General features: G+C 34.5%; 16 protein-coding genes and 1 pseudogene. 10 read left to right on the top strand and 7 right to left on the bottom strand.

Annotated features, from left to right (window positions below; genetic code table 11):
• Positions 1-197: 197 nt before the first annotated feature.
• Together mutL and purE are read right to left on the bottom strand one after the other, a co-directional pair.
• Positions 198-2,015 (bottom strand): DNA mismatch repair endonuclease MutL, encoded by a 1,818-nt coding sequence (gene mutL / locus OOK89_RS01340; protein ID WP_264719109.1) that lies wholly within the window; start codon positions 2,013-2,015, stop codon positions 198-200.
• 7 nt (positions 2,016-2,022) lie between these two features.
• Positions 2,023-2,514: a 5-(carboxyamino)imidazole ribonucleotide mutase gene (gene purE, locus OOK89_RS01335; RefSeq protein WP_006280351.1), complete on the bottom strand. Its 492-nt coding sequence runs from the start codon at positions 2,512-2,514 to the stop codon at positions 2,023-2,025.
• A gap of 436 nt (positions 2,515-2,950) precedes the next feature.
• Between purE and OOK89_RS01330 the strand changes: the two genes are divergently transcribed.
• From OOK89_RS01330 to OOK89_RS01290, 9 genes are all read left to right on the top strand, one after another.
• Positions 2,951-3,247, top strand: coding sequence for a helix-turn-helix domain-containing protein (locus OOK89_RS01330; RefSeq protein WP_012673420.1), 297 nt, complete (start codon positions 2,951-2,953; stop codon positions 3,245-3,247).
• A 60-nt stretch (positions 3,248-3,307) separates the two neighbouring features.
• Entirely contained in the window at positions 3,308-3,715 is a 408-nt protein-coding gene (gene rpoZ / locus OOK89_RS01325) for a DNA-directed RNA polymerase subunit omega (RefSeq protein WP_007548528.1), read from the top strand.
• Between the two features lie 28 nt (positions 3,716-3,743).
• Positions 3,744-3,989, top strand: a complete 246-nt coding sequence (locus OOK89_RS01320; RefSeq protein WP_007548527.1) for a monovalent cation/H+ antiporter complex subunit F — start codon at positions 3,744-3,746, stop codon at positions 3,987-3,989.
• A gap of 6 nt (positions 3,990-3,995) precedes the next feature.
• Positions 3,996-4,283, top strand: coding sequence for a monovalent cation/H(+) antiporter subunit G (gene mnhG / locus OOK89_RS01315; protein WP_006279703.1), 288 nt, complete (start codon positions 3,996-3,998; stop codon positions 4,281-4,283).
• Between the two features lies 1 nt (position 4,284).
• Positions 4,285-4,812: a DUF4040 domain-containing protein gene (locus tag OOK89_RS01310; RefSeq protein WP_015589497.1), complete on the top strand. Its 528-nt coding sequence runs from the start codon at positions 4,285-4,287 to the stop codon at positions 4,810-4,812.
• Positions 4,805-5,224, top strand: coding sequence for a Na(+)/H(+) antiporter subunit B (locus OOK89_RS01305; RefSeq protein ID WP_006279705.1), 420 nt, complete (start codon positions 4,805-4,807; stop codon positions 5,222-5,224). The genes OOK89_RS01310 and OOK89_RS01305 overlap by 8 nt, the downstream gene beginning before the upstream one ends.
• On the top strand, positions 5,221-5,532 hold the full coding sequence (locus tag OOK89_RS01300) for a cation:proton antiporter subunit C (RefSeq protein ID WP_006279706.1): 312 nt from the start codon (positions 5,221-5,223) through the stop codon (positions 5,530-5,532). Before OOK89_RS01305 ends, OOK89_RS01300 begins: the two co-directional genes overlap by 4 nt.
• Before the next feature lie 138 nt (positions 5,533-5,670).
• Complete coding sequence (gene rpoD, locus OOK89_RS01295; RefSeq protein ID WP_012673419.1) at positions 5,671-7,623, top strand: RNA polymerase sigma factor RpoD; 1,953 nt, start codon at positions 5,671-5,673, stop codon at positions 7,621-7,623.
• 140 nt (positions 7,624-7,763) lie between these two features.
• Positions 7,764-8,744: an SGNH/GDSL hydrolase family protein gene (locus OOK89_RS01290; RefSeq protein ID WP_010082050.1), complete on the top strand. Its 981-nt coding sequence runs from the start codon at positions 7,764-7,766 to the stop codon at positions 8,742-8,744.
• Between the two features lie 181 nt (positions 8,745-8,925).
• On the opposite strand, the pseudogene OOK89_RS06580 reads toward OOK89_RS01290, so the two are convergent.
• From OOK89_RS06580 to carB, 3 genes and pseudogenes are all read right to left on the bottom strand, one after another.
• Positions 8,926-9,514: pseudogene (locus OOK89_RS06580) on the bottom strand (IS110 family transposase); the annotation flags it as partial.
• Entirely contained in the window at positions 9,511-9,726 is a 216-nt protein-coding gene (locus tag OOK89_RS01275; protein WP_264719108.1) for a hypothetical protein, read from the bottom strand. The pseudogene OOK89_RS06580 and the gene OOK89_RS01275, both read right to left, overlap by 4 nt.
• Positions 9,727-9,890: 164 nt before the next feature.
• Positions 9,891-13,346 (bottom strand): carbamoyl-phosphate synthase large subunit, encoded by a 3,456-nt coding sequence (gene carB, locus OOK89_RS01270; RefSeq protein WP_264719107.1) that lies wholly within the window; start codon positions 13,344-13,346, stop codon positions 9,891-9,893.
• Between the two features lie 138 nt (positions 13,347-13,484).
• Between carB and OOK89_RS01265 the strand changes: the two genes are divergently transcribed.
• Positions 13,485-13,646 (top strand): hypothetical protein, encoded by a 162-nt coding sequence (locus OOK89_RS01265; protein ID WP_238514577.1) that lies wholly within the window; start codon positions 13,485-13,487, stop codon positions 13,644-13,646.
• Between the two features lie 465 nt (positions 13,647-14,111).
• Here OOK89_RS01265 and OOK89_RS01260 read toward each other — a convergent pair whose 3' ends face one another.
• Together OOK89_RS01260 and OOK89_RS01255 are read right to left on the bottom strand one after the other, a co-directional pair.
• Positions 14,112-14,867 carry an SDR family oxidoreductase gene (locus tag OOK89_RS01260; RefSeq protein WP_264719106.1) on the bottom strand — a complete coding sequence of 252 codons (756 nt, stop codon included), beginning with the start codon at positions 14,865-14,867 and terminating at the stop codon, positions 14,112-14,114.
• Positions 14,854-15,669, bottom strand: a complete 816-nt coding sequence (locus tag OOK89_RS01255) for a YihY/virulence factor BrkB family protein (protein ID WP_155969484.1) — start codon at positions 15,667-15,669, stop codon at positions 14,854-14,856. The genes OOK89_RS01260 and OOK89_RS01255 overlap by 14 nt, the downstream gene beginning before the upstream one ends.
• Between the last annotated feature and the right edge of the window lie 60 nt (positions 15,670-15,729).

Below are 15,729 nucleotides of genomic sequence, written 5' to 3'. Positions count from 1 at the left end.
TGCACATAGTGCAAAAAATTAAACATGAGACGCCAGATACGTGAGTTTTTTTGTCATTTAATCTGTACAGAGAAGATAAATAAATAGCTTCAGTTTCATGATAAGGGGGCTGGCGAGGTTTGTCAAGGAAGTTTTTTCGTTTCTATGAGCTACTTGGATGACGAGAAAGGAGCACTTACATATTTATGGCAACCTCATTACCTACGCTCAAAAAGTTTTTCAATATCACTGAGTTTCATTTCTATATAAGTTGGTCTTCCGTGGTTGCATTGCCCGTAATATGGGGTTTTTTCCATTTGTCTCAGCAGCTCATTCATTTCTTCTAATCTCATTTTCCTGCCTGCTCTAATTGATCCATGACAAGCGATAGTGGCCAATATTTTGTTCACTTTATCTTCTACTGGCAATGTATCTTCTATTTCCGTTAATCTATCAATTATGTTAATTAGCATCTCTTTCACATCTATTGCTCCCAAAATTGCAGGGATTTCTTTTACTATCACTTTATTCTCTGATTTGATTTCAATATCAAAACCCATTTCAAATAACTTATCTTTATAGATTTCAATCATCTCCATTCCGGCTTGATTTTTGATTTCAACCGTTTCAGGAAGAAGTAGTTTTTGTCTTTTTATACTTGATTTTTGTTTTAGGCATTCATATACTAATCTCTCGTGGGCTGCATGCTGATCGACTATAATCAATTTGTCTCTTACCTCTGCAATAATATAAGTATTATAGACCTGACAGCGTGCAAACCCGAGCGGGTGGCTCTCTATCAAATCAACTTGCTCTAACACCTTTTTTTCTAGAACCATAGCCTCCGCTTGTGCTGGGAATTTCTGTATGCCGGTATAATCAAACGATTTTGACTGTTCTGATAAGCCTTTTGCTTTTTCATTTGGAGAAGCAAATTCTTTTATTAGTTGATTTTCAAAAGGACTTGGCCTTCTTTCATTTTGAACATCAGGTTTATCAAAAGGATCTGGCAATGTTGAATCCATTTTCTGGTCATGCGCTGGAAAGGTGCCTATCCTTCTTGACAATGCTTTAATTAATCCTCTTGTCATTATCTCATATATGAGCTTCTTATTCTGAAACCTTACTTCTGACTTATTTGGATGCACGTTTACATCTACTTGATCATAAGGTATCTCTAAATGTAACGCTGCAAAAGGATACCTATCGCTTGGAATAAAATCATGATATGCATACCTAACTGCGCCAATAAGTAAATTATCTTTAATTGGCCTTCCATTAACAAACGTATAGATCTGAGTGGACTTACCACGATTGACGGTCGGCTTACAGATGTGTCCCGTAAGTTTAATGCCGTCTTCTTCTTCATTAATCTCCAGAGAACTGCCCTGAAATTCTTCTTCTACTTCACACAATCTATGAAATAACGAAGTCTGCTTAGCGTATTTTAAGAGCTTTTTATTACCTGAAGTGAGAGTAAACCCTATATGATAGTTAATCATTGCTAGGTTGTTTACAATATCAACAATGCTTTGAGTTTCTGCTCTTTCAGTTTTTAGAAATTTTAGTCTATTTGGAGTGGCAAAAAATAAATCTCGTACTTCAATATGTGTGCCTTGTGATAAAGAGTAAGGAGTTTGCTCCCCTATTTTCTCTCCACCCTCATAACTTATAGACCATGCTTCATTTGCTTCTCTTGCCTTAGACGATAATTTTATCCTACTTACTGCTGCAATTGAAGGCAGAGCTTCTCCTCTAAAGCCAAGATGCTTGATTTCTATCAACTCATTGTCGCTCAATTTTGAAGTAGCATGGCGCATAAACGCAAGTTCTAAATCGTTTTTTTCTACTCCGTTACCATCATCTGTCACAATAATAAGGTTACGCCCACCACTTTCTATTTTAATCTCTATTTCTAAACTTCCAGCATCTATTGCATTTTCCACTAATTCCTTTACTACACTTGCTGGCCTTTCTATCACCTCCCCCGCTGCTATACGGTTTATGGTTTTTGTGTCTAAAAGAATTATTGCCATAGATTTATTATGAAACTGGTTTTTCTTTTACTTCTTTGGTCTGTTTCTCTCTCCACTTTTTTAACCTACCTGCAATTTCACTGTTGGAAATTGACAATATAGATACGGCAGTAATGGCAGCATTATATGCTCCATTTTCTCCTATAGACATGGTTGCAACTGGAACACCCTTTGGCATTTGAACTATAGAGAGTAGGCTGTCCAGCCCATTTAATTGTTTACTATGCACAGGAACGCCGATAACTGGTAAACAAGTTAGTGACGCAACCATACCAGGTAAATGAGCTGCACCTCCTGCACCAGCTATAATAACCTTAAAACCTTCTTCTTGTGCAGATTTAGCAAAATTGAAGAGCCTTTCTGGTGTTCTATGTGCAGATATTATGAATATATCATGTGAAACTTCTAATGCTTTTAACATATCAACAGTATGGACCATAGTGGTGTAATCTGACTCACTTCCCATAATAACAGCAACATCTTTTTTTATTTTTGTCATATTCAACACAATTTTACTTACTAACTAAATAATGTTCCAGCTAAAAAGCAACAAATATTTAAATTATATTATAAATATAATATATAGAATTCTCGTTAAAATAGAAATTTTAAAAATTTAAATAAATATTTATATTAAGATATAGAGATATAAACTTCTTATGTAAGATAAATTTATAAAATAATTATTTTTGTATTTCAAGCTTTGTAATCTTAGCTTGTTCTTTCTATAAATGGTTTTTTCAGATAGACTGATGGTAAAATGGTAATTTAAAATTACTAGAAATTTGATAAAAATATTAATATATAATCAACTTAAAGTTTTAAATATTGATATCATATAATTATTGACAAGTTACATGATATTAATATCTTGGTATATTAAATATTATGTTATAATATTTAATAAAGTTAATTGATATGTGAGTGTAAGAATTATGGAAATAATATCGTTAAATAACTTAGACAGTGCAGGAATAAAAACAAAGTTGCTTTATATAATAAATAAAATTGTAGAAAAAAATGCTTGGACTCAGGCTTTTGCAGCTGAGAAACTTGGTATTGATCAGCCAAAGGTATCGCAAATTAAAAATGGTAAAATAGATGGTTTTTCTTTAGAGCGATTGTTAGGATTTCTAAAAAAACTTGATCATGAGATAACAATCACGATGACAGAAAGCCAAGAAATAAAATCTGAGGCAGAAAAAGTAAAACATGAAGTTGAATCGCAATAGATACAAAGTTGACAACTTGTTTTTTGTGATATAGTATAAAACTTATTAAGGTAGTATCTTATGGCTGAGTCTATTGTAGAAAAGTGTATAGAACGGGTAAGTAACCGTTTCAAATTGGTTCTGTTGGCAAGTCAAAGAACACATGATTTAAATACAGGGGCAAGTAATCCAATTCAAGCAGCTAAGTTTAAAGGTCATAAAAATACCATAGTTTCCTTACATGAAATAGCAGGAAAACAGGTGGATACTCATGAGCTGTTTAGCCTTTTGGTAGGTAGATGCAAGGAATACATGAAAGGAAATATGAATAATGTTTACAGCAGTAATACAAGTAAGCTAGCGAATTTATTAAATTTTTCTGATAACACAGATCTTGATGCAAGTCAAGAAAGCCAAGATTATGAAGTGGATGGTGAAATAGATGATGAAATAAATGATCAAGATGGCGATGAAGAAGTATCCGTTTAGAAATCTACTGAAGTCACATAGTCTTTAAATGATTTGCATTGCTATCTATACACTGTTGTTCTGTATGAGTGTAATGTTGTGTTGCATAGTGTCTAAGTCAAATGATGTGTACAATAAGGTTTTAGCGTTCAATAATTTCTCAACGCAAGTAGTTGTACTTATAACAGCAATATCAATCATTCTGAATAATTTTTTTTTAATTGATATAGCATTGTTGTATGCTAGCGTTAGCTTTATATCAACTATAGCACTAATGAGATTAATGTTGTTTTGATAATTTATGATAGGATCCATTTTCATATTTTTAGGTATTTGTTTGATAATTATTTCAAATATAGGGGTGATCAGATTTCCTGATTTCTATACTAGGTTACATGCAGCAGGTATTACAGATTCTAGCGGTGCAACGTTATTGTTAATTGGTTTTGCTTTGCAGAATGGATTTTCAATCAATACTGTTAAAATAGTATTATTAATTTTTATAATATGGGTAGCTAACTCAACTAATAGCTATATTTTAGCGCGCACTCATTATAAAGTTAAGAAAAAAACTGTTAAAGAAGGCTAAGGTGTTAGAAATATTAAATGTAGTGTTACTTTTGTTGTTACTAACAGTTACGGTTTTTATAGTTTTCTCGCGACATTTAGTCGTAAGTGCTGTTCTAATGTGTGTATTTAGTTCACTGATTGCGCTTATATACTTAATTATGAATGCACCTGATGTTGCAATTACTGAAGCTTCTGTTGGTGCGGGGCTCAGTACAGTTTTTACGTTTGCAGCACTCTCCTTGATAAAGAATCATAAAGTAAATCTATCTCATAACCCTATAACGCTTTTTTTTATGTTATTTCTGGCTGTATGTTTGTCATATTTTATGATTCAATTGCCAGATTTTGGCAGCCACAATGCTCCGATCCACTTGCATGTTGCTCCTTATTATGTGGAAAATACCGAAAAAGCTACCGGTATTCCTAATATAGTGACAGCTATTTTGGCAAGCTTTCGTGGTTATGACACGTTTGGAGAAACTATAGTAGTTTTTACTGCTGCGCTTTGTATAACGTTGATATTAAAAGAAGAAAAAGAAAATGATTAAAGATCCGATATTAAATGCAGTAACATTTTTGATGATACCTTTTATCATTTTATTTGGTTTATACATACAATTTCACGGTGATTACACTCCGGGTGGAGGTTTTCAAGCAGGAATAATTATTGCCTCCGGGATAATATTATATTCAATGCTATTTGGTGTATCTACAACTCTAAAAGCAATACCTTATTCTGTGATTAGATTGACTAACGTGTTAGGTATTTTAATTTATGGAGGAACGGGCGTTGCAACAACTTTACTTGGCCAAAATTTTTTATCTTATGATATCTTGTTAACCAATAATAGAACCGGTCAAAAATTAGGTATTTTTTTGGTGGAATTAGGTGTAGCATTTACTGTCTGCTCCTCTATGTTAATTATATATATAAATTTTGCTCGTAGGAAAAAACAATGACTTTATATAATTATACGATTATTATTGTATTAATGGTGCTAGGTTTATATATTATTATAAACGATAAAAATTTAATCAAGAAAATGATAGGGGTAAGCGTCTTCCAAGCATCTGTTTTGTTATTTTACATATCTCTAGGATATATAAAAAGTTCCTTGCCTCCTATATTGGTTTCAAATTTTTATTCATATAGCAATCCTATACCCCATGTTTTAATGCTTACTGCTATAGTGGTTGGAATTGCAACATTTTCAGTTGGATTATCCATAGCAGTAAAAATGGAAGAAAAGTATGGAACAATCGATTAAGACAAGTGTACATAAATTAACAGTATCTTAAACTATATGAAGTAACAAATAGCCACAAGTTAAAAGTAAAATTATAGACTTGCTCGTTGTAAGTTTGTTTGTTAATAAGAAATAAAATTATAAACTATAAAGGTAATGATGTCAACTATTAATGATGCAGAAGATAAGAAAAAAATTATCAAAGATCTGGTAACTAAGAGTATAAAAAAGGGTGGTTTTATCACCTTTGATGATATAAATGATAAATTATCAGATGAAAATTTTTCGTCTGACTTTATAGATGATGCTATATCTTTATTGCAGGATTCCGGAATTAATGTGCTTGAAAGTAGCGAAGATGAAGAAGATATTCCTTCCAACAGTGATGATAGTAAACTTGATGATGATGACACATCGCCAAATGTTACTGCAACTTTAGTACAAAATGATGATCCAGTGAGGATTTATTTACAAGACATGAGCTCCGTAAAGCTTTTATCAAGGGCAGATGAAATCGAGATAGCAAAAAAAATTGAATCTGAAAAGCATAACATGTTACGTGCAATAATTGAAACATCAGTAACATTAAAGGTGATAAAAGTATGGCGTGATGATTTAAGTAATGGAGCTCTCTTACTGAGAGAAATTATAGATCTGGATGCAATTTATAACTCTGATTTTAATGTGGTACCCAAAGAAGAAAGTGAAGAGAGTGAAGAAAGTGCTGAAGATGTTGAGGATTCTGAGGATGTTTCTGAAGATGCTGAGTACTGTAGTGATGATGAGAAAGATAGTAAAAAAAGTGATGATGAGAAAGACGGTAATAATGAAGATATAAGTTCAGTCAATTTAAATGTTTCTATTCTTGAAATGGAAAGTGACTTATTGCCAAAGGTCATAGTTGCATTGGATGAGATAATTACTTTAACAAATGAAGCGTTGATATTAAGAAAAAATTCTAAAAATTTCTCTAATGAGCTAGAAAATTTGTATAATCAAATATGGTCTATAGCATTACAAATTAAGTTAAGTGATGCTGCTGTTGCCAGAATTACACAAGAACTTTATAAGATAAATAGATCCATTACGCTTGAAGAGGCTAATCTTATTGCTGAGGCTAGAAAATACGATATCGATAGAGAAAGTTTCTATAAAGTTTATGATGACGTGCTTTTAAAGCACGAATTGAAAAAGATAAGTCTTTTAAAGATCAATGAAAATCAGTCCTCTTTTACAGGTGAATTAAAAAACAAATTTTTAAGGTTTATAGACGATAACTCTGAACATATAGCTAGTACCTTGAACGGTATTAAGCAGCATATACAGGAAGATAACGTACAAGAATTTAAGGAGCTAATCAAGAGAATACAAAAACACGAACGAGAAGTCTCTGAAGCAAAGCAAGAAATGATTAAGGCTAACTTAAGGCTAGTAGTTTCCATTGCTAAGAAGTATTCAAAAAGAGGCCTTGATCTGCTTGATTTGATACAAGAAGGCAATATTGGTCTTATGAAGGCCGTGGATAAGTTTGATTACAAACGTGGATATAAATTTTCAACTTATGGCACTTGGTGGGTAAGACAATCAATCACTAGAGCAATACCTGAGCAGTCTAAAGTAGTTAGAATACCAGTTCATATGGTGGAAATTATCAGTAAAATCAACAGAGCATTAAGAAAGATGACTCATGAGATGGGAAGAGAGCCGACGTTAGAGGAATTGAGTGTAGAACTGACAATGCCACTGGAAAGAATACGCAAAGTTATGAAAATAGCAAGGGATCCAGTAAGTCTTGAAGCTCCAACAGGAAAAGATGATAGTAGTACCTTTGGTGATTGTATAGAAGACAAGCGAGTCTCCAGGCCAGAGGATGCTGCAATACTTGCTGACTTGCGTGGCATTACAACCAATGTTCTTGCAACTTTAACACCAAAGGAAGAAAGAATTTTAAGAATGCGTTTTGGCCTTGGTAAAGATGGGAAGGAACATACCTTAGAAGAAGTAGGAAAAATTTTTAATGTAACACGTGAGAGAATTAGGCAAATAGAGGCAAAAGCACTGCGCAAGTTGAAACATCCAAGCCGTGCTAGAAAACTTAGAGGGTTCTTTTAAGTATACGTGTCAAGTTAAGAAGAAGCTGATTTTGCCCGGAAAAAGTGGAGAGCAAGTTAGGCCAAAGTTGTATAATTTCACCGCTATTTTTCTTTTTCTATGAATCTAATGAAACAACATGCTAATCTACAGTAAATATTATGACAAACAAAAATGACAATTCTAATTCAAAGTATAGAAATTTTTATGTTCTGGGTGATAGCTTATCCGATAATGGCGCAATCATTGGAATTTTAAATAATTTATCCTTTGCAAAAAGCGTAAAATTTGATGATCCTTTTTATCAAGGAAGATCTTTTAGCAATGGCCCTACTGCTGTTGAATATATAGCAAAATATTTAGATTTAGATGAATTTAAACCTGGGTGGAGTTATTCATTTTTTGGGAGATGCCACGAACAGCAAGGTCAGAATTACGCAGTTTCATATGCAACAGCATCTGAAATTTTTGACCCTATTTTTTCTTATTTCTTCAATAAATTTCGTTTAGCTAACCAGCTAGATGCGGTAATTAAACATCATCCAGATATAGGTAAAGAAGATTTATTTTGCATCATAATCGGCGGAAATGATGTTATGGTTGCCACTGCTTATGACGATACTAAAGCGGAAGAAGTGTTGGAACAAGCAGTGAGTGAAATATGTAATGCACTTAAGGTTCTAAATGAACATGGTGTTAAGCATGTAGTTGTTGCAAATGCACCTGAAGTTGGCTCAATACCAGCTTTTAATAGAGATGAAGAAGCAAGGGAACTAGCTACAAAGCTCACGGAGAGTTTCAATGCAAAACTGGCTAAAGGCTTAGATTATATGAAGAAAAGTACAAATCTTGAAATAAAAGCATTTGATCTTAACTCTAAAATGAGAAGTATGTTTAGCGAATACAAGAGCAAAGGTTTAAATTGTCAAGATGCATGCACATCGAACATTGCAGACCAAGTTGGGAGATTTAAAGAAAATATAAAAATACTCTTAAAGTTGATATTTAAAGGGGAACTTGACGTTCACTATAACCCTGGGTGTAGCAAAGAAACACTAAAGGATTATTTCTTTTTTGATTATTTCCATCCAACTGCGGAACTTCATCATGAAGTTGGTAATGAAGTGTATGAGTTGATTTGACACAGTTTTTTTGAACATATCCTTTTAAATAGTAACCAGACTGCATTCTGTGATTTTTAGCAAAACACGATCTTTCATTTGAGCTTTCTTCAATTTAAAATAAATACAGAAAATTGCTGCCTATAGCTAAACTAACTTAGATTTACCGACAATTTGAAAAACCGTCATCCCGCTACTATATAGTTATTGATATATATTTTCTTTTAAGCTCTTGGTTTTGATCGATAAATGTAATCATTTCATCTTCTAAAGTTTTAATTTGATTACGTAAAATTGCAAGAAGTTCCTCTATTTGTTTGATTATAGATGTATCAGTTACCTGTTGGATTTGGGTTTTTTGTATTTTTGCTATTTCTACAAGTTGGTTTCTACGAGATAATTTTTGTTTCAAGCAATCAATATTACCATTACTAACTGTTAAAGGAGTAACACGCATATCTGTATTATTAATATAACGTGAGATGATACTGCAGTCTATTTTATCAGTTTTTGTAGTAATACCAAGGCTTTTAGCATAGTCTCTCCCACCTTGGTTGAATGACGTACACCTCAAAACCATTGCTTAGTAAAGTATAGGCACATAATTTTTCGTATCCACCAGTTGCCTCAAGACCAATTTTGGTTACATTATGCAAACGTAAAAAGTCCAGCATTTCATCAATGGATTGTACATTGTTTTCAAATATTTTATAATGCTCAAGTGGGTGAATGTGGAGATCTAATTTACTTTTGCTAACATCAATGCCAGCAATAATGTTTGATGAATTCATAATTCCTCCGTAATAATAACATATACTGCATTTTCCAGCCTTATATACGAGCCTAAAAGCTCAATCAGTTGTTCGGAACTTTCAGTATAATAAACCAGAGAAGAGAACCTTGCTGAACAACGATTCTTATAATCAAGGGGCGTGACGGTTCCTCTTCTCTGTGTGTCTTTAATATCACTACTTTGATATTTATAAAGACCTGTTCTTAACATATAAGGGAAGTGTCCTCTAGGTAAGATTGTGGAGTATTCGTTGTAGCATTTGGCTGTTCAATTACGCTAGTTGATTCTTTAGGTATACTATTTCCTTCAAAATTTCCATCTTTTTATTATGTTCTCTTTAGCATTTTGAGAGTGAATTATTCTAGTTTTGATATTTAAACGTTTTGTATCTGCTGTAATGATTTCACTTCCAATTTGCTATTCTTTACATATTGAATTGCAAGCACTAACGCTTTACTCCCAGAAGCTGTGGTACTGTAAGCTATATTTTGCAAAATAGCAGTTCTCCTGATATCTTTGCTATCTGAGACTGATTTCACGCCTTTTGAAGTATTGATCACTAGATTTATTTTTCCATCTTTGAGCATATCAACTATGTGAGGTCTGCCTTCTCTTACTTTATTTACAGCTTGTGCAGCAATGCCGTTATTGTTCAGATACGAAGCTGTGCCTTTGGTGGCATATATTTCAAAACTCAGTTCTTTCAACATTCGTGCAACTGGCAATATATACTTTTTATCATCATCTTTTACTGAAACCAGAGCTGTTCCTTCTGTTGGTAACTTGTATCCTGCAGCCATGTGCACTTTTGCAAGTGCAGCTTCGAAAGATGAGTCGATTCCCATCACTTCTCCTGTTGATTTCATTTCAGGACCAAGTAAAGTATCCACTCCTGCAAAGCGGGTAAATGGAAAAACAGCAGCTTTAACTGCAAAATGATTGAAAGGCTTGTTTTCCTGATTCAATTTTTTACCCAAAATAACTTGAGTGGCAAGCTTTGCAATAGGAATATTGATTACCTTGGAAATAAAAGGAACGGTTCGACTAGCCCTTAAATTCACTTCAAGTATGTATACATCACTAGACCTCTTGCATAACTCGATTTCTGAAGGCAATTTTGTCGTCAAAGCTTGTCTGCGCTCCTCAAATACATTCGAGTATTCTGTGGTGCTCATCTGCATTTTTTCTAAAAATTTCTCATCACAAACAGGTTCTGCAAGAGGTCTATTCTCTTGAACAGCAAACTGAATGTTTATCAGACCTTTCACTTCTAGTGCAAGAGCTATTCTTTCAGTTTGTAGCTTAATCTCTTTTATTACTTCGTCGCTCAATGTATTTGTCGGTATTGAGCATGTTGAATCGCCAGAGTGGATACCAGCTTCTTCAATGTGCTCCATGACCGCTGCAATGAAAACTTTTTCCCCATCACATACAGCATCAACGTCAACCTCAACTGCATTGACTAAAAATTTATCAAGAAGCAGCGAACCATGCTCAAAGATTTTAGTTTGATCCAAGACGTACTCTTTAAAGCTCTGAGTATCGTGTCTAATCGACATAGACTGACCGCCGAGGACATATGATGGCCTGACTACTAGTGGAAACCCCACCTTTTCTGCGTTGGTTAACGCTTCTTCTACTGAATGGCAGATAGAACTTTCAGGTTGTTTTAAATTAAGTTGCAAAGCAAGATTTTTAAATCTCATGCGATCTTCTGCAAGGTCAATAGAATCAAACGGAGTTCCCAGAATTTTGAAACCTCTCTCGTTAAGCACTTTGGCTAACTTTAAGGGCGTTTGACCACCTATTTGAACTATTACACCAACCAGTGTGCCATTTTCTTGCTCTTTACTTAGTATTTCAAGCACATCCTCTGCAATCAGTGGGGCAAAATATAAACGATCAGCAGTATCGTAGTCAGTTGAGACAGTTTCTGGATTACAGTTGATCATTATTGTTTCATACCCCATTTCTTTGGCGGCAGAAGCTGCATGTACGCATGCATAATCAAATTCAATACCTTGACCAATGCGGTTTGGACCACTTCCTAAGATGATAACCTTTTCTCGGTCAGAAATGTCCGCTTCGCATTCTGTCCTATTTGTAATGTCTCCCTCATAGCAGCCATACATATAAGCAGTGCTCGATTCAAATTCAGCCGCACAGGTGTCTACACGTTTATAAACTGGATGAATGCCAAATTTTTTCCTTATTTCCTCAATTTGTTTTACTCGATCTCCAGCGTATAACGCTGGCTGGATCCCAGTGTCACACACTGGGATGACATTAGAGGGTACTGGGATGACAGAGGTAGGTCTATTACTTAACTTTGCCAACCTTGCATCCGAGAATCCCATCTTTTTTAGTTCTAATATTTCATATGCAGTTCCAGGAAGGCCATTTTCCTTGATTTTTTGTTCAGTTAATATAATTTGCTGTATATTTTGCAGAAACCATAAGTCATATCCTGTAATCGAATTTATTTCTTCTATGCTAATTCCGTGGCGCATTGCGTCAGCAGCAATCAGTAATCTGTTTGGTAGCAATTTTGCTAATTGAGATTTTATGTGATCAATATCAATGTTCTCAGGAAATACTTCATCAAGTCCTGTAAAATCAGTTTCAAGTGAACGAAAAGCTTTCTGCAGTGACTCATTAAAAGTGCGGCCTATAGACATTACTTCTCCCACTGATTTCATGGAGGTTGATAGTTCACAATTCGTTCCTTTAAATTTCTCAAACTCAAATCGAGGAATTTTAGTGACGATATAATCAATCACTGGTTCGAATGCTGCTGGTATTATTGGAGCACAGTCGTTACGTATTTCATCGAGCGAATAGCCAATAGCAAGTTTAGTTACAACTTTTGCAATAGGATAGCCTGTTGCTTTCGAAGCAAGTGCAGAAGAGCGAGAAACTCTTGGATTCATTTCAATTACAACGAGGCTTCCATCTTCTTTAGGATTCACTGCAAACTGAACATTTGCACCACCGGCACTAACATCAATTTCTCTCAGCACTGCTATAGATGCATTTCTCATCTGTTGGTATTCTACGTCACGCAGAGTCAAAGCAGGAGCAACAGTTATGCTATCCCCAGTGTGCACTCCCATCGGATCAACATTTTCTATCGAACAGACTATTATGCAGTTATCTTTACAATCGCGGATAACTTCCATTTCATATTCTTTCCAGCCGATAATTGATTCATCTATCTGAACTTCATTTATTGGCGAAATTTTGAGAGCACTTTCTGCGATATTGAAAAACTCCTCTTTATTATATGCTATGCCACTACCTGCGCCACCAAGAGTGAATGATGAACGAATGATTGCTGGTAATCCAACGTAATCCAAAGCCTTTTTTATTTGTTCTTGATTTTTTATAATGATACTTTTGGGGTATTTCAGTCCTATTCTATCCATGGACTGGCGGAATAACTCTCTATCCTCTGCTTTTTTTATTGCTTCTCTATTTACCCCTATTAATTCTACGTTGTATTTGTCTAACACTCCATCATCTGCAAGTTTTATTGCACAATTGAGCGCTGTTTGCCCGCCCATTGTTGGCAATATTGCGTCTGGCCTCTCCTTAATTATAATTTTCTCTATGATTTCAGGCAGTACCGGCTCAATATACGTCGCATCAGAAAACTCAGGATCTGTCATTATAGTTGCGGGGTTGGAGTTAACCAAAATGACTTTATAACCTTCGCTTTTTAATACTTTACAGCTTTGCGTTCCGGAATAATCAAACTCGCATGCCTGACCTATAACTATTGGGCCTGCTCCTATTACTAATATAGATTCTATATCTGTGCGTTTCGGCATAATTACAATAACGGTCTCTATTCAAGTAATGTTACCAATCTTTCCTGTATATGTGAATTTTTATTAAACCTATTAGCTAATTACTTTTAGGCTTGACGCATAACTGTACGAACATTGCAATTTGCGTGGCAGATTCCAGTGCTTGACACACAGCTGTACAAACATTCATTTTTGAAGGTAAATTGCACAGCAAATGATGTCATTCAAGTAGCTGACACTGGTTCCTTTATGACGGCAGTGCCCAGAGGTGTCATCCCAGTCTGGGATGGCTTTGTTGCATCGCTACTTATGAAAGGCTAACTATAATTAGGATTATAAGCAACTTATTGAAAATCTTGTTTTTTTTGCAATCAATCTGATCAAATTTAAGAATAGTAACTTGTTATTTATATTAATAAATTTAATTCTATTGAAAATAGCTAAAGCATTGAAATTCTTGAATTTTAGCCGGATTAGTGAGTGGTAGTGAAATTTCTTTTACTCAAATTTAGGTATTCACTGACCGTTCTTGTTATAAATACCAGAATAATAAGCTACTGATATTCTCCACCTTTTTTATCTTTAATCCATCATAGCTAGCGATGCAACAAAGCCGTCTGGGATCCAGAAAACTTAACTTTAAATAAGTGGCTGCATAATAAAGACTAGATTCCAGACTGGAATGACACCATAGAGGCACTGGGATGACATCCTTCCTAGTGGACTCAAATCACAATGTTCATACAGTTGTGGGCTTAACGGTATCTTTGCAGATACTATGGTAATTTATTCGGGAGATTTGCTGAGCGGTAAGATTTTTCCTGATACGCTGCAGTTTTCAGAAGCTAATTCCACGAATTCATCTGTTAGTTTATCGGGTGACACTAATTCAGATCCAGGAAACGCCTGCTCACTACCCACAGGTCCTTCCGTGTATACAGCATTTACACATAATTTTGTATGTTTTGTCTCAGATGCATATATCTGCACCATTATTTCTAGTGCAACTTTACTTGCAGCATACGGCATCCAATATGGATAAGAGGAAGGAGAAAGTGTCACTTCTGAGGTCATGAATATCGCTCTTCCAGCATTAGACTTTTTTAGCATTGGATCTAAGTTTTTTAGTAAGTACCAATTGGCAGTAAAATTTGTATTCATTACGTTCTGTAGCTCTTCAATCTCACAGTCATGAATGGGGTTCAGTTTGCCTAAAATTCCAGCACACGCAACTAATATATCAAGTGCTCCAGATTCTGATAATTTCAGGCTTTCTATCATGTTTGTCAGTATCTTTACATTCTCAAAGTCTAAAAGATCAAGCTGAATTAGTTTCACAGAGCCTTCTTTAAATTCTTCAAGCTCTTCAATTTCATTATATAGTGGCTTGAGATTATCAAGAGATCTTGAAATCAGAATCACACATGCACCTTCTCTTATAAACCTTTTTGCAACAGCAGAGCCTATTCCACCTGAAGCTCCGGTGATTAAAGCTACTTTACCTTCTAACTTACCCATTTCTTTCTCCTTAGCGAGATCCATTGAAATATTTTAGCTGAAAATTGAATTTTGCTCCATATATAAAAATCAAACTTAGCATATAAAAAAATAGTAATGACACTACCACACCACCTAAACTTCCATATATCAAATCCAGTTGGTCAAAGGAAGCTTTTAAGTATTGCTTAAAAGCTGAAGCAGAAATCGTCCAAAGAATAACAGCTACACAAGATCCAGGAAATACGTCTGATAAATTTTGTTTTATGTTTGGTAACATAAAATATAGCCAAGAGACTACTGTGAAAAGTACAAATTCAATAAGTAAATACCTAGTATAACTTAGCCCCTGATAGGAAAAATCAATTAGCATTGGTACTAGTGTAGAAAACACTATAGTTAGAGTTATAATAAGCGTGATTACTAAAAATTGTAATATACTTAGTACTCTTCTTAATATATAAGGCGGCGAAACCGGAACTTTATAGGCCTTATTGAGTATTGTTCTAAGCCCTTCAATTGTCGATGAAGCGGTCCAAACAGCACCTACAATTGCTAAAGTTAGTAAGCTTTGCGGCGGGCCTGATATTATCTCCCTAATACGCGGCATCAAAGATGATAAAATATCCTGTGGCATGTTATCAATGATAAATACCCAGCCAATGTTGTACTGGTCTAAAAAATTTGCGAATGTTGACGCCACAGCCATTAAAACGATGAGAAAAGGAAATATTGATAACAGAATTAAAAATGATAAATACCCTGCATGCTCCACTCCATCATTATAAATTGTGTCAATCAAAGCACGATAAAGACAATAAACGATGCTGTAAAATTTCTGTAGCACTGTAATATAAACGAACCAAGAAAAGTATTCTAAATGAAATAAAGGATACTTTTAAGCAAA

Origin of the sequence: Wolbachia endosymbiont (group A) of Lasioglossum morio, assembly GCF_947250585.1 — a bacterium.
Taxonomy (GTDB): domain Bacteria; phylum Pseudomonadota; class Alphaproteobacteria; order Rickettsiales; family Anaplasmataceae; genus Wolbachia; species Wolbachia pipientis.
The sequence above is the reverse complement of the archived record's forward strand: the minus strand, read 5'-3'. Positions and strand labels throughout refer to the sequence as shown.

Excerpts from the sequence above, each read along its gene's own strand:
- mutL (WP_264719109.1), bottom strand. The coding sequence starts at position 2,015 with ATGGCAATAATTCTTTTAGACACAAAAACCATAAACCGTATAGCAGCG.
- purE (WP_006280351.1), bottom strand. The coding sequence starts at position 2,514 with ATGACAAAAATAAAAAAAGATGTTGCTGTTATTATGGGAAGTGAGTCA.
- OOK89_RS01330 (WP_012673420.1), top strand. The coding sequence starts at position 2,951 with ATGGAAATAATATCGTTAAATAACTTAGACAGTGCAGGAATAAAAACA.
- rpoZ (WP_007548528.1), top strand. The coding sequence starts at position 3,308 with ATGGCTGAGTCTATTGTAGAAAAGTGTATAGAACGGGTAAGTAACCGT.
- OOK89_RS01320 (WP_007548527.1), top strand. The coding sequence starts at position 3,744 with ATGATTTGCATTGCTATCTATACACTGTTGTTCTGTATGAGTGTAATG.
- mnhG (WP_006279703.1), top strand. The coding sequence starts at position 3,996 with ATGATAGGATCCATTTTCATATTTTTAGGTATTTGTTTGATAATTATT.
- OOK89_RS01305 (WP_006279705.1), top strand. The coding sequence starts at position 4,805 with ATGATTAAAGATCCGATATTAAATGCAGTAACATTTTTGATGATACCT.
- OOK89_RS01300 (WP_006279706.1), top strand. The coding sequence starts at position 5,221 with ATGACTTTATATAATTATACGATTATTATTGTATTAATGGTGCTAGGT.
- rpoD (WP_012673419.1), top strand. The coding sequence starts at position 5,671 with ATGTCAACTATTAATGATGCAGAAGATAAGAAAAAAATTATCAAAGAT.
- OOK89_RS01290 (WP_010082050.1), top strand. The coding sequence starts at position 7,764 with ATGACAAACAAAAATGACAATTCTAATTCAAAGTATAGAAATTTTTAT.
- OOK89_RS01275 (WP_264719108.1), bottom strand. The coding sequence starts at position 9,726 with ATGTTAAGAACAGGTCTTTATAAATATCAAAGTAGTGATATTAAAGAC.
- carB (WP_264719107.1), bottom strand. The coding sequence starts at position 13,346 with ATGCCGAAACGCACAGATATAGAATCTATATTAGTAATAGGAGCAGGC.
- OOK89_RS01260 (WP_264719106.1), bottom strand. The coding sequence starts at position 14,867 with ATGGATCTCGCTAAGGAGAAAGAAATGGGTAAGTTAGAAGGTAAAGTA.